This is a genomic window from Providencia sp. PROV182 (assembly GCF_028480325.1).
Classification (GTDB): Bacteria; Pseudomonadota; Gammaproteobacteria; order Enterobacterales; family Enterobacteriaceae; genus Providencia; species Providencia hangzhouensis.
The window spans coordinates 131,010-145,013 of the sequence record NZ_JAMPOL010000011.1 but is presented as its reverse complement, the minus strand read 5'-3'; the positions used below and the strand labels follow the sequence as shown (position 1 = coordinate 145,013).

Annotated in this window: 17 protein-coding genes; all 17 read right to left on the bottom strand. The window is 34.9% G+C overall.

Going from position 1 to position 14,004, the window contains the following annotated elements:
- Positions 1–6: 6 nt before the first annotated feature.
- Positions 7–399: a hypothetical protein gene (locus PR834_RS10000; protein ID WP_094962165.1), complete on the bottom strand. Its 393-nt coding sequence runs from the start codon at positions 397–399 to the stop codon at positions 7–9.
- Positions 396–938 (bottom strand): LemA family protein, encoded by a 543-nt coding sequence (locus PR834_RS09995; RefSeq protein WP_272536623.1) that lies wholly within the window; start codon positions 936–938, stop codon positions 396–398. Before PR834_RS09995 ends, PR834_RS10000 begins: the two co-directional genes overlap by 4 nt.
- Position 939: 1 nt before the next feature.
- The gene (locus PR834_RS09990) at positions 940–1,980 is read right to left on the bottom strand and encodes a hypothetical protein (protein WP_196725389.1); all 1,041 of its coding nucleotides are present in this window, start codon (positions 1,978–1,980) and stop codon (positions 940–942) included.
- Positions 1,981–2,009: 29 nt separating this feature from the next.
- Positions 2,010–2,567 (bottom strand): LemA family protein, encoded by a 558-nt coding sequence (locus PR834_RS09985; protein WP_094962168.1) that lies wholly within the window; start codon positions 2,565–2,567, stop codon positions 2,010–2,012.
- A gap of 151 nt (positions 2,568–2,718) precedes the next feature.
- Complete coding sequence (locus tag PR834_RS09980; protein WP_004905357.1) at positions 2,719–2,982, bottom strand: helix-turn-helix domain-containing protein; 264 nt, start codon at positions 2,980–2,982, stop codon at positions 2,719–2,721.
- Positions 2,983–3,031: 49 nt separating this feature from the next.
- On the bottom strand, positions 3,032–4,492 hold the full coding sequence (locus PR834_RS09975) for an O-antigen ligase family protein (protein ID WP_226617044.1): 1,461 nt from the start codon (positions 4,490–4,492) through the stop codon (positions 3,032–3,034).
- A gap of 18 nt (positions 4,493–4,510) precedes the next feature.
- Positions 4,511–5,563 carry an adhesin gene (locus tag PR834_RS09970; RefSeq protein ID WP_094962169.1) on the bottom strand — a complete coding sequence of 351 codons (1,053 nt, stop codon included), beginning with the start codon at positions 5,561–5,563 and terminating at the stop codon, positions 4,511–4,513.
- Positions 5,564–5,578: 15 nt separating this feature from the next.
- Positions 5,579–6,088, bottom strand: a complete 510-nt coding sequence (locus PR834_RS09965) for a fimbrial protein (RefSeq protein WP_004905345.1) — start codon at positions 6,086–6,088, stop codon at positions 5,579–5,581.
- An 11-nt stretch (positions 6,089–6,099) separates the two neighbouring features.
- Positions 6,100–6,627, bottom strand: coding sequence for a fimbrial protein (locus PR834_RS09960; protein WP_094962170.1), 528 nt, complete (start codon positions 6,625–6,627; stop codon positions 6,100–6,102).
- Positions 6,620–6,970 carry a hypothetical protein gene (locus PR834_RS09955; RefSeq protein WP_094962171.1) on the bottom strand — a complete coding sequence of 117 codons (351 nt, stop codon included), beginning with the start codon at positions 6,968–6,970 and terminating at the stop codon, positions 6,620–6,622. The genes PR834_RS09960 and PR834_RS09955 overlap by 8 nt, the downstream gene beginning before the upstream one ends.
- A gap of 28 nt (positions 6,971–6,998) precedes the next feature.
- Positions 6,999–7,727, bottom strand: coding sequence for a fimbria/pilus periplasmic chaperone (locus PR834_RS09950; RefSeq protein WP_004905342.1), 729 nt, complete (start codon positions 7,725–7,727; stop codon positions 6,999–7,001).
- Between the two features lie 13 nt (positions 7,728–7,740).
- Positions 7,741–10,230 (bottom strand): fimbria/pilus outer membrane usher protein, encoded by a 2,490-nt coding sequence (locus PR834_RS09945; RefSeq protein WP_272536622.1) that lies wholly within the window; start codon positions 10,228–10,230, stop codon positions 7,741–7,743.
- 34 nt (positions 10,231–10,264) lie between these two features.
- The gene (locus PR834_RS09940; RefSeq protein WP_004905333.1) at positions 10,265–10,834 is read right to left on the bottom strand and encodes a fimbrial protein; all 570 of its coding nucleotides are present in this window, start codon (positions 10,832–10,834) and stop codon (positions 10,265–10,267) included.
- Between the two features lie 42 nt (positions 10,835–10,876).
- Positions 10,877–11,428: a fimbrial protein gene (locus PR834_RS09935; protein ID WP_004905332.1), complete on the bottom strand. Its 552-nt coding sequence runs from the start codon at positions 11,426–11,428 to the stop codon at positions 10,877–10,879.
- A 401-nt stretch (positions 11,429–11,829) separates the two neighbouring features.
- A complete protein-coding gene (locus PR834_RS09930; protein ID WP_004905330.1) occupies positions 11,830–12,312 on the bottom strand; it encodes a FidL-like protein in 483 nt (160 codons plus the stop codon).
- The gene (locus PR834_RS09925; protein ID WP_004905329.1) at positions 12,302–13,120 is read right to left on the bottom strand and encodes a winged helix-turn-helix domain-containing protein; all 819 of its coding nucleotides are present in this window, start codon (positions 13,118–13,120) and stop codon (positions 12,302–12,304) included. The genes PR834_RS09930 and PR834_RS09925 overlap by 11 nt, the downstream gene beginning before the upstream one ends.
- A 363-nt stretch (positions 13,121–13,483) precedes the next feature.
- Entirely contained in the window at positions 13,484–14,002 is a 519-nt protein-coding gene (gene hpaC / locus PR834_RS09920) for a 4-hydroxyphenylacetate 3-monooxygenase, reductase component (RefSeq protein WP_004905327.1), read from the bottom strand.
- Between the last annotated feature and the right edge of the window lie 2 nt (positions 14,003–14,004).

The window sequence follows — 14,004 nt, the reverse complement described above, 5'->3', positions numbered from 1 at the left end:
CCGGTGCTATTTTTTACGTTTCTTATTTTGTTTTTTGACTTCTTTATTCGCTTTCTTTTCAATGGAATTGAAGTAGATATCTAAATAATGTCGGTTGCTTAAAAATGAAATTAAGCAACTGGCAACAATCACCACCCAAACAAGTTGCAACTTAATTGAGTTTTCAATACTGAAAAGTAGTAATAGTGGGATCATGATCATCATGCTTATGAAAATGGAGCACAATAACGCGCCAGCAATATAGAGTGAGTACTTTTTTAACCCGAATATATTGAGGATGGTAAGCACGACAAAAGTTAACAGTAGCGTACCAAATGTCGCAAACATAATGATTAGCCCAGCCTCTTGCTCAATAAGCCAATCCGTGAAACCAAACCAAGAAAAAGGGATACTTATCATTGTAAGCGCTCCTGTTTACTAAATAGTAGGGGGATATCTTTAAAACGAAATAACCTGGCAAAAATAACATTGGGGAAAACATGAATATCAGTATTGTAGAGTGTGACGGTTTGGTTGAAAAACTCACGTCGGTCTGCAATTTGGTCTTCAACATGTTTTACTTGGGTTTGCAATTCCAGTAACACCCCTTTACTTATCAGCGTTGGATAGTTTTCAGCGATAGCAATCAGCGGTTTTATTTTTGCTGGAAATTGGTTTGCAATATCGACTTTGGTTTCAATAGCGGTACTGGATAAATAGCGCTGACGGCTGGCAATTAACTCGCTAAACAGCTGTTTTTCATGTGCCATCGCTTTATCTGCAACTTGAGTTAATATAGGAACTAATTCAACTTGCTTCTTTAATAGCACATCTATATTCGCAAATGCTTTATGGCAATTGTTTTTTAAAAATACAATATTATTATAAATATTAATTAGATAGCGTATAAAAATATAGCTAATAACAGCGATAATAATGAAAAAAATAAGCTTTTCCATGTTAGTTATCACCGAATAATGATATCTGGTCGAAATGCATATTTAGCAGCCCGTTTTGATAATCCATTGGCGTAACTAGAATCACACCAATCAGAAAAAGTGCAATCATGGCGGTAATAGCTAAATTTCGACGTAATGGGCCTGTTTTATTCCAACGAACGACATAGTCTAAGGGCGAGACGCCTAATAGCATATGAGGTGCCTTACGTATAATAATCGATTCGCCTTTTTCATTGGCATCTGCTGTACCAATTAATAAATAACTGCGGTTTGCTTCAAGTAAATATTCTTTGTAACGGCGATTACCGCTTTCAATATCCATATGCGGTTCTAAGCCAGGGTAAACAAAATAGTCTGGATCGCACTCTACTTTTACCGAACCAGTATCATCCGTAAGAGTGAAACTATGCATGTTGTATTTACTATTTTGTAAGGTATAGCTTTTTTTACCGTCTTTATCTTTTGATATGGAATATTCAAAATAAAATGAGCCGTAACAGGTTTTATTACCTAGTTGGCTTTTAATGGCTGTGCCCGCCGTGATTTTTCCTTCAATTTCCACAAGCCCCATTGCCATTGAGCGGATTTTGGAGGTGGCTAAGTTTTTCTGAAATTTTAAGAAGCGCTTGGTTGGTGTATTTTCAATCGCTTTAAATACAAAGGCTAAGACAAATGCGATAAAAAATACGCGCATGTCGATGAAGAACCCTGCAAATAGGCAAGTGGCGATCAGCATACCTATAAGGGTTTTAAGAAACGCACTAAACTTTGATGAGCCTTCATTTTGTAAACGTTGATAACGTTGATAGCCAGCTTTACTAGCCTTGACAACATTACGGGTAATAAAAAAGGTGATGACGAGAATAACGACGTAATAAATAATACTGCCATAGTCGCCGATAGAAGGAGAGAGTGAGTACCACATACCACAAGCAACACTGATAAAAGGAATAATCCCCCAGTTTACTTTTTTATTTATCGAAAATTTGTTATCAATAAATAAAATTAAAGCACCAATAGCTGCTCCGAGTAAAAAATACATATTCACGCATTAATACCTTTAGGCTGACATTATTTAAACTGGACGCCCTGATATTTTTTTTCATCTTCAGAAATATCAAGTAATGGCAGTGCTGAGAAACGAAATGCATTGGCAATTAGGCTGTCAGGGAACATTTGTATTGCAGTATTATACTCTGTTGTTGCATCGTTAAAGCCTTCACGTCGTTGGGCTAATTTATTTTCAACATCACTTAAGGCGATTTGTAATTGGGTAAATTGCTCACCAGAAATAAGAGTAGGGTAATTTTCTGCAATGGCAATAAGGTTACCCAGTGCACGGTTCATTTCATTCGATGCCGCGATTTTATCGTTCATGTTTTTGGCATTAAAGTAGTTCTGACGCGCATCACTTAGTGAAGTAAAAAGGCTTTCCTCATGTTCCATAGCCTTTTCTGTAATGGTAACGAGTTGTGGGATCTGATCGGCTCTTTGCTTTAAAATAACATCAATATTGGCAAATTGATTGCTGACTTGATTACGGGTGTTGATAAGACGGTTATAGATAGAGATCCCCCAACCTATAGCCAATAAGAGTAAAACAAATACAACGATAAGTGTGATGGTCATATTGATGCCTTTTAACCCGTGATAAGTAATTTGGGTTAAAAGTATAAGAGCCTTACCACTTATGCAATCAGAAAAGAATGAAAGTAAGGTGAGAATAAAGAAAATCTGATCTTTTTGAGTGACAAGATCAGATTTTACTTTTGAATAGTGCTTAAAGATTTGTATTTACAAGAGAAAGGTTCTTATAGCTATTTTGTTCAAGAAAATAATCTAGGTCACACTGCAATACATTAGCAAATATACAGAGCCGATGAATCGTAAAATTCTGCGTACCGCGTTCATAACGGGAGATTTGCTGTTGGCTTAATCCCGACTTTTTCCCTAAAGTGTGTGCTGTCCATCCCATCTGTAAACGGCGTTTACGAACTTGTAGTCCTATATAGGCATTTGAAATTTCAGTTTGATATATTCTCATAATATTATCCTGATTAATATCACACTACTTAAGTGTAAATAAGGTTTAGTTATGTGTTCTTATATTGATACGTTGTTTTTTCGAAAGTAATTGAATCTGATAGTCTAATTGCTATGTTTTCATTTCGATAATTACCCTGAGTATAAAAAGATTTCTCTCCATTAAACAGAAATAACCCAATAATAAATACGCCTAATCCAATAATAAATACAATAAAGCTGAATAGATAAGATAGTTGCTTGTTAATATAAAATAGGGATTGTTCCTCTAATGCAAAAGCGGCATCTGAGAATGATAAAAATAATATGACGATCCCCCAGTGTAATACAGAAAGCAAAAAAGGGTATTCAACATGATTATGTATAATAATAGGGATTATTGATAGAATGATTGCCAATGGATAACCATTTCCATTAATTTTATATTTTATAAAAGATTGAAATACGACATAGATACCTCCGGTTAATAATAAAGATAAAAATATCAAATTAATGAGTCCTCCAGTCATCAGCCAGAGTAGTATTTCATTGTGTGGGTGAGGAACAATATACATTTTAGGACTAAAAAAAGGAATTGCTGTTCTTTCATAACTATTTTCAAATAAAAATGATTGCTCCCATGCATCATACGGTTTTTCTAAGAATAAAGTAATAGAAAAACGTAGCATTTGTTTTAAATGGAATTGATTCATAACATCAGTTCCAATGTACTGTGGGCATAGTTTTATTAAATAAACTCCAATAAAGATTGCTACAGCAATAATAAAATAACTAGCACTAACACGTAGAGGGTTTTTCTTGTAAAAAAGACAAATGAAAATAAATGCACAAACAGTAAAGCTTAGCCAAGCAATAACAGATTGCAGAACGACTAAAGTTAATGTGAAAAATAAAATGCATGTTCCTAGTAATACAATCCTGATTTTTTCATGGCGTTTAGATAACAACGAAAATTGTGATAATACAAGAGTCATAAGAGATAATAAGCATGCAGTCGCCATGTTAACCGATAATATATTAACTTGCTGTGATAAGCCATTTGAACGCATGCCTGATGCAAGATAAAAAATATCAGTTTCAAATATATATTGATATGCAGTAATAAAGACTTGAGCTACATTAATAATGATATAACAGTAAATACAAAATGATTGTATTAACCATTTTTTTTTCACTTGTAACCCTGCAATATATAGTAATACGCCAACGGTAATACCAGAAAAATACCAAAAATCAACATTATTATTTTCTCCCTGATGAGATATTAACCCCATCATTAAAATAGCTAAAGAAAAACAGTAGCAAATAGCAGGTAATGTAATGATTATTTTAATTTTCCGATAGAAAACTGTAAATGCTATAATGGATATCGTCAAGGAAATAGATAACCAGCTAATAATGTTTTGTGGTAATGATTGTCTCAAGCTTCCTAGACTGTCAATATAAATAAGACTAGCAAGGTGCCAAACAATAAAGATACCAATAAATAGTGAGCGGGATATTATGATCATAGTACGCTTACCGCTATATTAAATAAATGTTGCTATTAACCAAGCATTGCCTTTGTAGTCTCCAGGTTCGGCGTCATAGCCTGAAACTTTACTTTCAATCGTAATGTTTTTTACTTTATCTATTGTTGTTTCGAGCGTTTTTCCACTTTGATTATTTTGTTCATCATAAAGTATAAGCTCAGAATAAATAGTATTATTTCCTGATTTTAAGGGAAGTCGTTTTTGTGGATCACTATCCGTGGCATAATCTAATGCTAATTTTACTTTAACTGGCTGTACTCTATCGCATGTATAAGTAACAGTACGCGTTTCTTTACTATTAAATTCATAAGCATCCAATGTTTTGTGATCAATGTTTAAATTATCAATATTAGAATGGCAATTTGACGGATAATTGATAACCGATGTAGTGAGATCTAATTTAACGGTGGCTTTATCAATAGGTACATAAATATCTGGTGTCCCATAGTCTTGGAATAATCGTGTGTAACCTGCAATCATTGCATTTGGAATAACAATTTTTCCATCAACAGGGATATCTTTGACATAAACTCTAACGGTAAAAGGAAAATGAACAGTAAAAAATGATGTTGCTAATGGCCCCATTTCTTCATTAGAGCATCCTCTCCCTGAAATATTCCGCCAGCCACTGGTTATTCCATTCTCAGAATAAAGTGTAAAAAATGTATTATTGTTTATTTTAAATGCGGTCAGCCCTCCAATAGTAAAGCCTGCTTCTGGCATATAGGCAAAAACACGGTGGTAGGCATAAGCCGGAACAAGGCCTGCTGAATAATTACCTTGTAAGAAATTCACAGTACAATATACAGACCCATAAGGCTGAGATGTGTTTTCATTAATAACAATACCGGAGCTATTTGCTGGGGCTATTAAAAAATATTTATTGTTATCACTTCCAATTGCTGGTGTATCAGAAACAACAGAATTGTTAGATACTAAACTCATTTTATAGCCACCACCACTTCCTGAATAGCGAGTCGCACTATAGGAATTTAAGTTAACTAATAGCAGCAACAAAAATAATGGTGAATACTTTTTTATATTTTTCATAAAGACTTCCCAATATTACAGATAATCAACCATCACTGATAAAGCGGCACTAAATGGCCCAGCAGTGAGATTTTCAATAGCTTGATTAGTGACTAATTGTGATTGGATAACAACTTTCCCTGTATCACCACTTACGGATGGAGCAATCCTTTCCCATTTATTAAGGTTGAGCGCATTACTTTTATTTTCTTCTGAGAAACGAATACCCAATCCATTAATAGAGGTTGCAAGTACGGTTTCATTGTTTATTGTCAAAGTGCTTCCTTCTCTTGGAGATAGGTAAACTTGTAAATTTTTTCGAAGTTCACATTGTTTAATGAGAATACCAAAGGACTGTTTTTCTTCAGTTAGTCTGTCTAGCGCTACCTCACGGAAATTAATGACTAATTCTTTTTCACCATTTTCTGCTGTAAGTACACATGGTGGTCGAACCAATTTTGCAGAAAGAGAAATTAGTACATCCGCTTGAGTGCCTAAGGAAACTAATAAACTAATTAAAGGGAATGAAAAACAAATAAATTTCATTTCAATTCTCCTTATTGATAATCAAGATTAAAAGTAACAGTTGAGGAGAACCCCCCTGTTTTTAAAAGAGAACTAAAGGGCTTCTGAGCATAAACACCGAATAAAAGTGTATTAACGGACCCTTTACCTGATTCAGTTACTGTACTGACATCAATTGTTGTATTCAGTTCTAGTTCCTTACCACGACTATCAGTCAGTGCTAATAACACATTAGATTCACCAGTGGTTTTTAAATAATTAATACCATTATGTGTTTCAATATTTTGGGTATTTAACGTTATTTTGATCGTTTTATTCAAAGCCATCGCTGAACAGTCCATGATATCCAATTTAAATGGTTGCATATCTGAACGTCCTAATGTTTCGATTGAAGAAAAACGTAGCCCAGAAAGATATATTTTTTTCTGTGTATCATCATCACTTAGCCGACAACCAAGCGGTACTAACACTCCTTCAAAGTAAACTGTTAGTGTATTGGCAAAGCTGGTATTCCATGTTAGGAATAAAAAACTAAATAATAATATTGAGCATCTAGTCATAATTTATCTCCACACGTTGCATCTTATTACTAGCAGGAATAGAGAATAAAATGGTGTTATTGCGTAGTGGTTGAGTTAGCACATACTGGTTACTGCCTAATTTCAGTCTTAACGGTATCCAAGCTTGCTTTTGTATTGGTTTGCTACAATGAGAAAAATGCATTTCCACACTATAGGTTGCTGCAATTAAAGTACTTTCATTTAATTTTAATGAGATATTAGGTAGACAAGGAGCAGTAACAATACGCGCATTAACATATATCGTGCCTGTTGTCACAGGCACCGCAGACTCAGCAAAAATAGGTATAGTAAAAGCCCATAGTGCTAGGTAATTCAATTTCATTGTTCTGCTCCTATCTATTTTTTACTCATTATTCCGTCACACTGCACTTTGAAGCTTGGCATTTGAAAGCAAGTGAGGGCTTTCCACCATAATCATTGATATATGTCAGGTAAGGTGTTGAAAATTTGGATGATTTAATCAGTTGATTAGATTTTGGCGGTATCATGACTGCGTCAAAATCACTTTCTTCAGATTGTTTTTGGCTGTTCCCTATACCAATTACAGTTAAATAAAATGGTGTTGGGTTATCTAACGTATAACCCGATGATGTTGCTGTTAATGTTATGTATTTCGTCCAATCGGTTTTGCTTTGTGCAACAATGCTTTCAGGGCGATAAAATAGTTTTACACGGCTCTGTAATGCAATTTGCAACACACCCGCTTCTGATGACTTAGGCGGGATTTCACGCAGGTTGTAATAAAACAGGGATTCCCTGTCTTGCGGTAACTTTGCAATGTCGGGTGCGGTGCTTAGGCGAACTAGGCTAGTGGATTTGGGTTCCATGCGCTGAATCGGCGGAGTGGCAATAATAGGGCCTGTTTCCAGTTTTTGTTCTAACGCATTTTCTAACCACGACTGGGCCAAATAAGGCAATTCCGGGTTATCATTACGGATCGTAATATTAATAGACGACTGGTTTCCATCGAAAATTATACGAGTACGATCAAGTGTAACCGCGGCATTCGCAGCTGAAATTACACTTATAGTCAGCGTGAATACGCTAGTAAGTAACAAAAAAGGGGAATTCAATTTCATCTTAGTTCTCTTATTAACGACAAATAATAGTTGGGTAAATTTCTTGAGGATTAATCACGTCAGGCACATCGGCACTACACTGGTGTTTATTTCCCCAGTAGAGATTGAGTAAGTCTTTAGGCTGGATACCAATAATCCACGTAATACCTTGTTCGCCAACAATTCCGAGTTCAATATTGTTGCTATTACGTACGCTGGCGCCAAAAGGCGGATAAGTGTCATCAGCTAGTTTTAAGCGAGCAAACGTTTTTTCACCTTGAATTACGTTGAGGCGACGATATCCGATTGCCCCACGAGTCAGAGTCGTATCAGTGACGGTCTCTAATGCTTCAACATCTTTTGGTAATTTACTGGTATTAATTGATGCACTGGTTTTCCGATAACTACTCACGTTTGGCAATACAGCGAGTCCAAAGTGATTAGTTTGATAAACGCCACCACTCAGAGGAACGTTAGCTGCACCAGGTGTTTCTATAACGAGTCGAGTACCACCATAAGCGGCTTGGTGCATGGCAATACCTTCTTTAATTAAGGTAATTCCACCATTAATTGATCCCCCAACGCTGTGATACTCGTTCGGGACATAACTCGCATTTCCTGAAATTGAGGCATAAGGAAGATTTTGGTTTAAATAAACACTAAAGCTGGTTTGGTCATTCTGATGACTTCCTGTTTGATAACCGACATTTAAGTTATAATTGCGCTGCTCACTATATCCGCTATAACCGATATTATGTGTTGAACTGCGTTGGCCATTTTGGTTTCGGGTATAACCTTCAGAAAAGCTGACGCTGCTTCCTTGACTTAAAGGAATAGTGAAATACAAGCTGATCGCATCATCTTGATATCCCGCTCTTTTTGAACGAGAAGCAGAAGCTGTCAGGTTAATATTTTTGAGCCCAATAGCCGCCCAATTTAAAAGAGTACTTAGGTATAAGCTGTATTGTTCTTCTGTTTCACTATTCCAATACGTATTGTATTGATAGTTTCCACCCAATGAGAAATCATCAAAATATTTATTAATATTAATTTGATAGCTTTCTTTTTGAGCTTGGCTTTCATTACCTGTACGTCGTTCATCCAACGTTTGTTGCAAAGAGCGATAGGTTTCATCAGAGAAACGATACCCTGCGAATGTAATGTCAGTTCTGGCTTCATCAAATGATTTTGAATAACTAAGTCGATAACTTCGGCCAGTTAACGTTTTATCAAGTAATTGAGCATGTGACTGAGTCGCATCGAACGAAAGGCTACCGAATGAAAACAGGTCACGACCAAAGCCTGCTGAAAATGCCTGATAATTTTTTGATAAAACGGAGCCCCCATAGATAGACCAAAGGTTATTTAACCCGTAAGAGAGTTCTCCCGAAGCAGTTAAATCACCTTCGAGCTGGCGGCCATTAAAACGTGGTTTACCCGCTGCAAATTTATAGCGGATTTGCCCTGGTCTCGTTAAGTAGGGTAATGCTGCTGTGGTAATGCTAAATTGTTGTTCTTCACCATTTTCTTCTCGCACAGTCACATCTAATGTTCCACGAATAGAGCTATCTAGTGTCTGGATACGAAAGGGACCAGCAGGTACGGTTGTTTCTAAAACTATACGGTTATGGCTTTTGACAATAACAGTGGCATTAGTTTGAGCAATACCAATAATCTCTGGTGCATAACCTGTTAATTTAGGGGGCATCATATTTTCATCGGTTTCAAGAGATACCCCGGTGTATTGCCAAGAATCAAAAATAGCAGAGTAAAAGTAGTTCTCACCTAACGTTAAAATAGACGCAATGGATTTTATTGAGCGGTATGCAAATAATCGGCTAAATGTGGCATCACTATATTGGTTTTCGAAGCTTCCTGTCGATTTTCGATAGTTTGCTTGGTAATCACCGCGTAAACGCCATGCACCAAAATTAAGCCCTGTTGTTCCGTTAGCAGAAAGGTACGATTCTCGTGAACCTGAATTTTGATGCGTTAAAGAACCTGTTAGGTTGTAATCTAATAAAAATCCATTTACACCTTCCTCCCAACGTGAAGGAGGAACCCAACTTGGATCTGTATATTCTAAATAGCTTTGTGGGATTAAAATGGATAGCGTTAATGTCGATAAATCTACACTTAATGAAGCACCTTCAAGCGGAGATAAATCAAGGCATTTACCCTCATCACGATATTTAATTAATTTAATTGCGTCCGGAGTAAGCCCTAAACGATCAAGAATATTAACGGGAACACAAACGGTATCGAATAAATTATTGTTTTGGGATTGTGGCGCTATCACAGTGATATCTTGCGCACTACCCATGCCCTCATTATTGACTTTGAGATTTAAATGATAAATACCAGGCATAATAAATCCAGCCTGAGAAAATTGGCTAAAGTCAATATTTTGAGTGTCTTCTGTATCTAACATATCGGTATTGAATTCGACAGCATAGGCTAACGAAGAGATTGAAGATAAAAAAGAAGTCACAATGATGTAAGAGTAAATATTAAATTTAACCATGATTTTTTCATCAAATTAATTATGAGTTTATTTACTAGTCGTAAGTAACGTTGAATTTAATTGTGGTAAAGTAATCACCAGGTGTAATTTCGTTATTACTTGTGCCTAATTCTGTTTCATATTTTAAAAAGCTCTCTTTACTTTTGTTATCAAAATAAACGTAATTATTAGAAATAGAGTAGAGCTTATTTGGTATTAATAAATTATTGTTAATGTCGTATATATATAGAACAACTCCAGGCTTAGGGCCTGATAGTTTTATTGCATTAGTATACGTATCTTGCAGCGCAAAAAAACGAATTTTAATACCTTTATGATTACTACTGTCATATTCACTAATACAGTTATTTAATTTTATATAGAAAGGTCTTCGCATTAATTTTTCATCATCTATATTATTTATACTGTAATTAGAAATGTAATTATAGTTTATATATTGATACTGACTATCAGTTTCAATTGAACAAGGTGCCGCAACGATATAACCTTGCATTACTGTTTCGCCTCGGAGGCCATCTTGAATATGTCCAAGGTTAGAGCTAGTCGCATTAGAGTTAATAGGGTTAAATAATAAGGCAATCCATAGATAAGTATTTTTTTTCATAATGAGCCTTTTATGGGGAGAGAATTCTCTCCCCTAAAAAAATTACTCGTATGTGATTTTAAAGTCAGCGATAGAACTAAATTCACCTTCAGTAACTGGTGTTGCACCATCAACACGTTTAGCTAATGCAGTAAATTCTAAAACGTTTTCACCTTGGCGGTTACGAATTTGGCTTAGGATAGATTTAGCTTCATCAAATTTAAAATCTTTGATTTGAATACCGATATTCGAAGCGGTACCAGTAGTACCTAAGAATTCTTTATCAGTACCGACATAGTTTTTACCACCAAAGGTAATTTTAATATCTTTAACAGCAACCCACTTACCTTCAGTGTCTTTGCTAAACTCATCAAAATTACATTCTTTCAATTTGATAGCGATATCTTTTTCTGCTGCATTACCCGCTTCTAAAGATGCACGAGAAAGTTGACCAAATGGAACTTCTTGTTTTGTACTTTCTGATTCAATATTACATGGAGCATTAACAACTTGGCCGCTGAAATGTAATTCACCGCTATTACCACTAGCAAAGATAGAAGTTGAAATAGCAGAAGACGCGAATAAAACAGCAATAGAAAGTTTATTTAATTTCATATCTTACATCCTTAAAAATAAGTAAATATTTGATCCCTAGTGAGCCTTTATATAAGTACTGCCATAGGAATAAAGTTCAGTATCCATAAATGGATTTTCAAATGTCCTAATCACAGAACGCTTAACGTAATCGTTTTTAGCGTGGGTCATTTCGACGGAAGGAATCTTATCCCTATCAGGTGTAAAATGGAATAAAACTCTTTGATTTTAATTAAATTTGAATTATTTAACTTATATTTAGTTTTTTTTAATATGTATCAATGTTTTTATGCTAATTTAATTGTCTGTGAAATGTTTAATGTTTGTGCTTTTAAGGTGTTTTAAGGTTGGGGGGGGTTAGAAATAAAAAAAATGCATCAAAATATCAATATTTGATGCATTTCTTATGATTTTTTTTGGTACTACAGAGTGCAAATAAAAAGTGGAGAGAAATTTTCTTCAAAAATATAACTTGTGTCGGTTAATTTTTTTATTTTTAAAAAATAAAGTTGGTTAATTTCAGGAACACCTCGAATATTGATTTTGTCTTGAGCCTGATCAGCTGGGTCTATAAATATATTTTCAACGCGTAAAAAAAAATGGTCACCTAAGTATTCATGTTTCATCAGAAATTTTCGTGAAATAGTATAGTTTTTACCATTATCACTAATGCTTCCATTCATGATGAATGTGTGTTGGTCAGGTTTATTTTCGTTAGGGATAACACTTAGCAGGTAAAATCCTTTTAAGGTAGAACGATGGTCAGAGATATTTATTTTTAAGGTTGTTTGGCAATCAGGAATAATAGGAGTGTTAATTATGTGATGAACATATAAGCTAATGAAAACCAAAATTATAGATATAATGGACAAAAAAAACATTCTTGTTGATATTTTATTTGACATAAAAATTCTCACAGCTCACAGTTGCACTTTCTTTCGGTACTGTTGGGCAATAGGACAAAAATAGGAAGTTGTCATATAAATTTTTATCATTTGCTACGATACCAACATTATAATAAAAAACAGTTGCTGGCTTTTTACAATCTAGGTTTAATTTCGTGAGTTCATTTTGAATTGTCGCAAAGCTGATGGTTGTTGTATCGGGTTTATGGTAACTATTAATGTAGCGGATACTGCATTGATCGATACGACCAACTTCAGGGTATTCTGTTCGGCTTGCAAAGAAATAACTTTTAAAAAGGTATAATAAGCAAAAAATAATGAGCCCAATAAGTGAAATTTCAACATATCGGTTATTCAACATGTAGCTTTTTTTATTTTCGACTGCCTGGGGGAAAGTCCCTTCGGGTACTTTTGATGAAGAGTCTAGTTCTTCCTCACTAGTGAATAAAGCTTTGTGATTATTATCACTAATTTCCTGTTGCTCATTTTCAATTTTCAGATCAGCAGAAAATTTAATCCCAACTTTAGGTACAGTCGTGATAATTTCATCATCAGAAAAAGATGATAAATGGCGTCTGAGTACAGAGACACTACTATTAAGGTTATTATCGGAGACAACTTGGTTATGTTCCTCCCAAACCCGACGTAATATGGTTTCTCGGTCAACAATATCATGATTATTTTGTACTAAGACTAATAACAAACGGTTTAAGGTGGTTGTTAGTTTTAATGCATTATTAACATCGTCGATATATAACAGCCCCTGATGACTGTCATAATTAATATGATTATTAATCAAATAGTTCATTTTTAGATTGATTTTATTTATAGGAAAAATATTTATATTATTTGAGTTTATACCTGTTATTTATGTTATGTCAATTAAGCATATTTGGTGTAATTTTGAAAGTTATTGAAAATCATATAGTTAAGTTTTTATTTACGCATGTTATGTTTAAGGCGGGAGGTTGAAGAGGTATTTATTTTTTTTAGAAAAACACTATTTTTTTAACATTATACAAAATAACTAATAGTTATTATGCGTAAAAAATTTTAGGCTGAAACATTTTATGAGGAGTAAGTCTGTTGCTAGCTATTATTTTGGCTAAACGATGATATATAAAAAATAGCCTCAAATATAAGAGGCTATTTCATATAAATACTTTACCAATTAAGCCGTTGGCTCAAGGATTTGGTGCATAACAGGATGGAATTTACGTTTAAAGTAAACGAGACCATGTCCAGTATCGTTCACAATGATTTGTTTCATTTCAACCATGTAGACAGAGTGCGTACCGATATCTTGAACTTGAGTGATTTCACCTTCAAGGTTGGCAAGCGCGTTTTTTAACATTGGTTGCTGTAAAATACCGCTTTCCCATACACTCCAGCCAAAACGTTCTTCCATCGTTGAACCTTTCATACCTGCGAAATGGCATGCAAGTTCTTCTTGTTCATGGCTTAGCACGTTGACACACAGGCGGCCATTCTTTTGAAATACCGCATTCATAGCGCTATTGCGGTTAACACAGACCATCAAAGTGGGTGGCGTATCTGTAACTGAACAGACTGCAGTGGCTGTAATTCCACAGCGACCCTCAGTCCCATCCGTGGTGACGATATTGACTGCTGCACCAAGACTTGCCATCGCATCTCTGAAACGCAGGCGATGTTCATTTTCTAAAGACATTT

What these genes read in the sequence shown, in the direction of transcription:
- PR834_RS10000 (WP_094962165.1), bottom strand. Translation starts at nt 399, where the DNA reads ATGATAAGTATCCCTTTTTCTTGGTTTGGTTTCACGGATTGGCTTATT.
- PR834_RS09995 (WP_272536623.1), bottom strand. Translation starts at nt 938, where the DNA reads ATGGAAAAGCTTATTTTTTTCATTATTATCGCTGTTATTAGCTATATT.
- PR834_RS09990 (WP_196725389.1), bottom strand. Translation starts at nt 1,980, where the DNA reads ATGTATTTTTTACTCGGAGCAGCTATTGGTGCTTTAATTTTATTTATT.
- PR834_RS09985 (WP_094962168.1), bottom strand. Translation starts at nt 2,567, where the DNA reads ATGACCATCACACTTATCGTTGTATTTGTTTTACTCTTATTGGCTATA.
- PR834_RS09980 (WP_004905357.1), bottom strand. Translation starts at nt 2,982, where the DNA reads ATGAGAATATATCAAACTGAAATTTCAAATGCCTATATAGGACTACAA.
- PR834_RS09975 (WP_226617044.1), bottom strand. Translation starts at nt 4,492, where the DNA reads ATGATCATAATATCCCGCTCACTATTTATTGGTATCTTTATTGTTTGG.
- PR834_RS09970 (WP_094962169.1), bottom strand. Translation starts at nt 5,563, where the DNA reads ATGAAAAATATAAAAAAGTATTCACCATTATTTTTGTTGCTGCTATTA.
- PR834_RS09965 (WP_004905345.1), bottom strand. Translation starts at nt 6,088, where the DNA reads ATGAAATTTATTTGTTTTTCATTCCCTTTAATTAGTTTATTAGTTTCC.
- PR834_RS09960 (WP_094962170.1), bottom strand. Translation starts at nt 6,627, where the DNA reads ATGACTAGATGCTCAATATTATTATTTAGTTTTTTATTCCTAACATGG.
- PR834_RS09955 (WP_094962171.1), bottom strand. Translation starts at nt 6,970, where the DNA reads ATGAAATTGAATTACCTAGCACTATGGGCTTTTACTATACCTATTTTT.
- PR834_RS09950 (WP_004905342.1), bottom strand. Translation starts at nt 7,727, where the DNA reads ATGAAATTGAATTCCCCTTTTTTGTTACTTACTAGCGTATTCACGCTG.
- PR834_RS09945 (WP_272536622.1), bottom strand. Translation starts at nt 10,230, where the DNA reads ATGGTTAAATTTAATATTTACTCTTACATCATTGTGACTTCTTTTTTA.
- PR834_RS09940 (WP_004905333.1), bottom strand. Translation starts at nt 10,834, where the DNA reads ATGAAAAAAAATACTTATCTATGGATTGCCTTATTATTTAACCCTATT.
- PR834_RS09935 (WP_004905332.1), bottom strand. Translation starts at nt 11,428, where the DNA reads ATGAAATTAAATAAACTTTCTATTGCTGTTTTATTCGCGTCTTCTGCT.
- PR834_RS09930 (WP_004905330.1), bottom strand. Translation starts at nt 12,312, where the DNA reads ATGTCAAATAAAATATCAACAAGAATGTTTTTTTTGTCCATTATATCT.
- PR834_RS09925 (WP_004905329.1), bottom strand. Translation starts at nt 13,120, where the DNA reads ATGAACTATTTGATTAATAATCATATTAATTATGACAGTCATCAGGGG.
- hpaC (WP_004905327.1), bottom strand. Translation starts at nt 14,002, where the DNA reads ATGTCTTTAGAAAATGAACATCGCCTGCGTTTCAGAGATGCGATGGCA.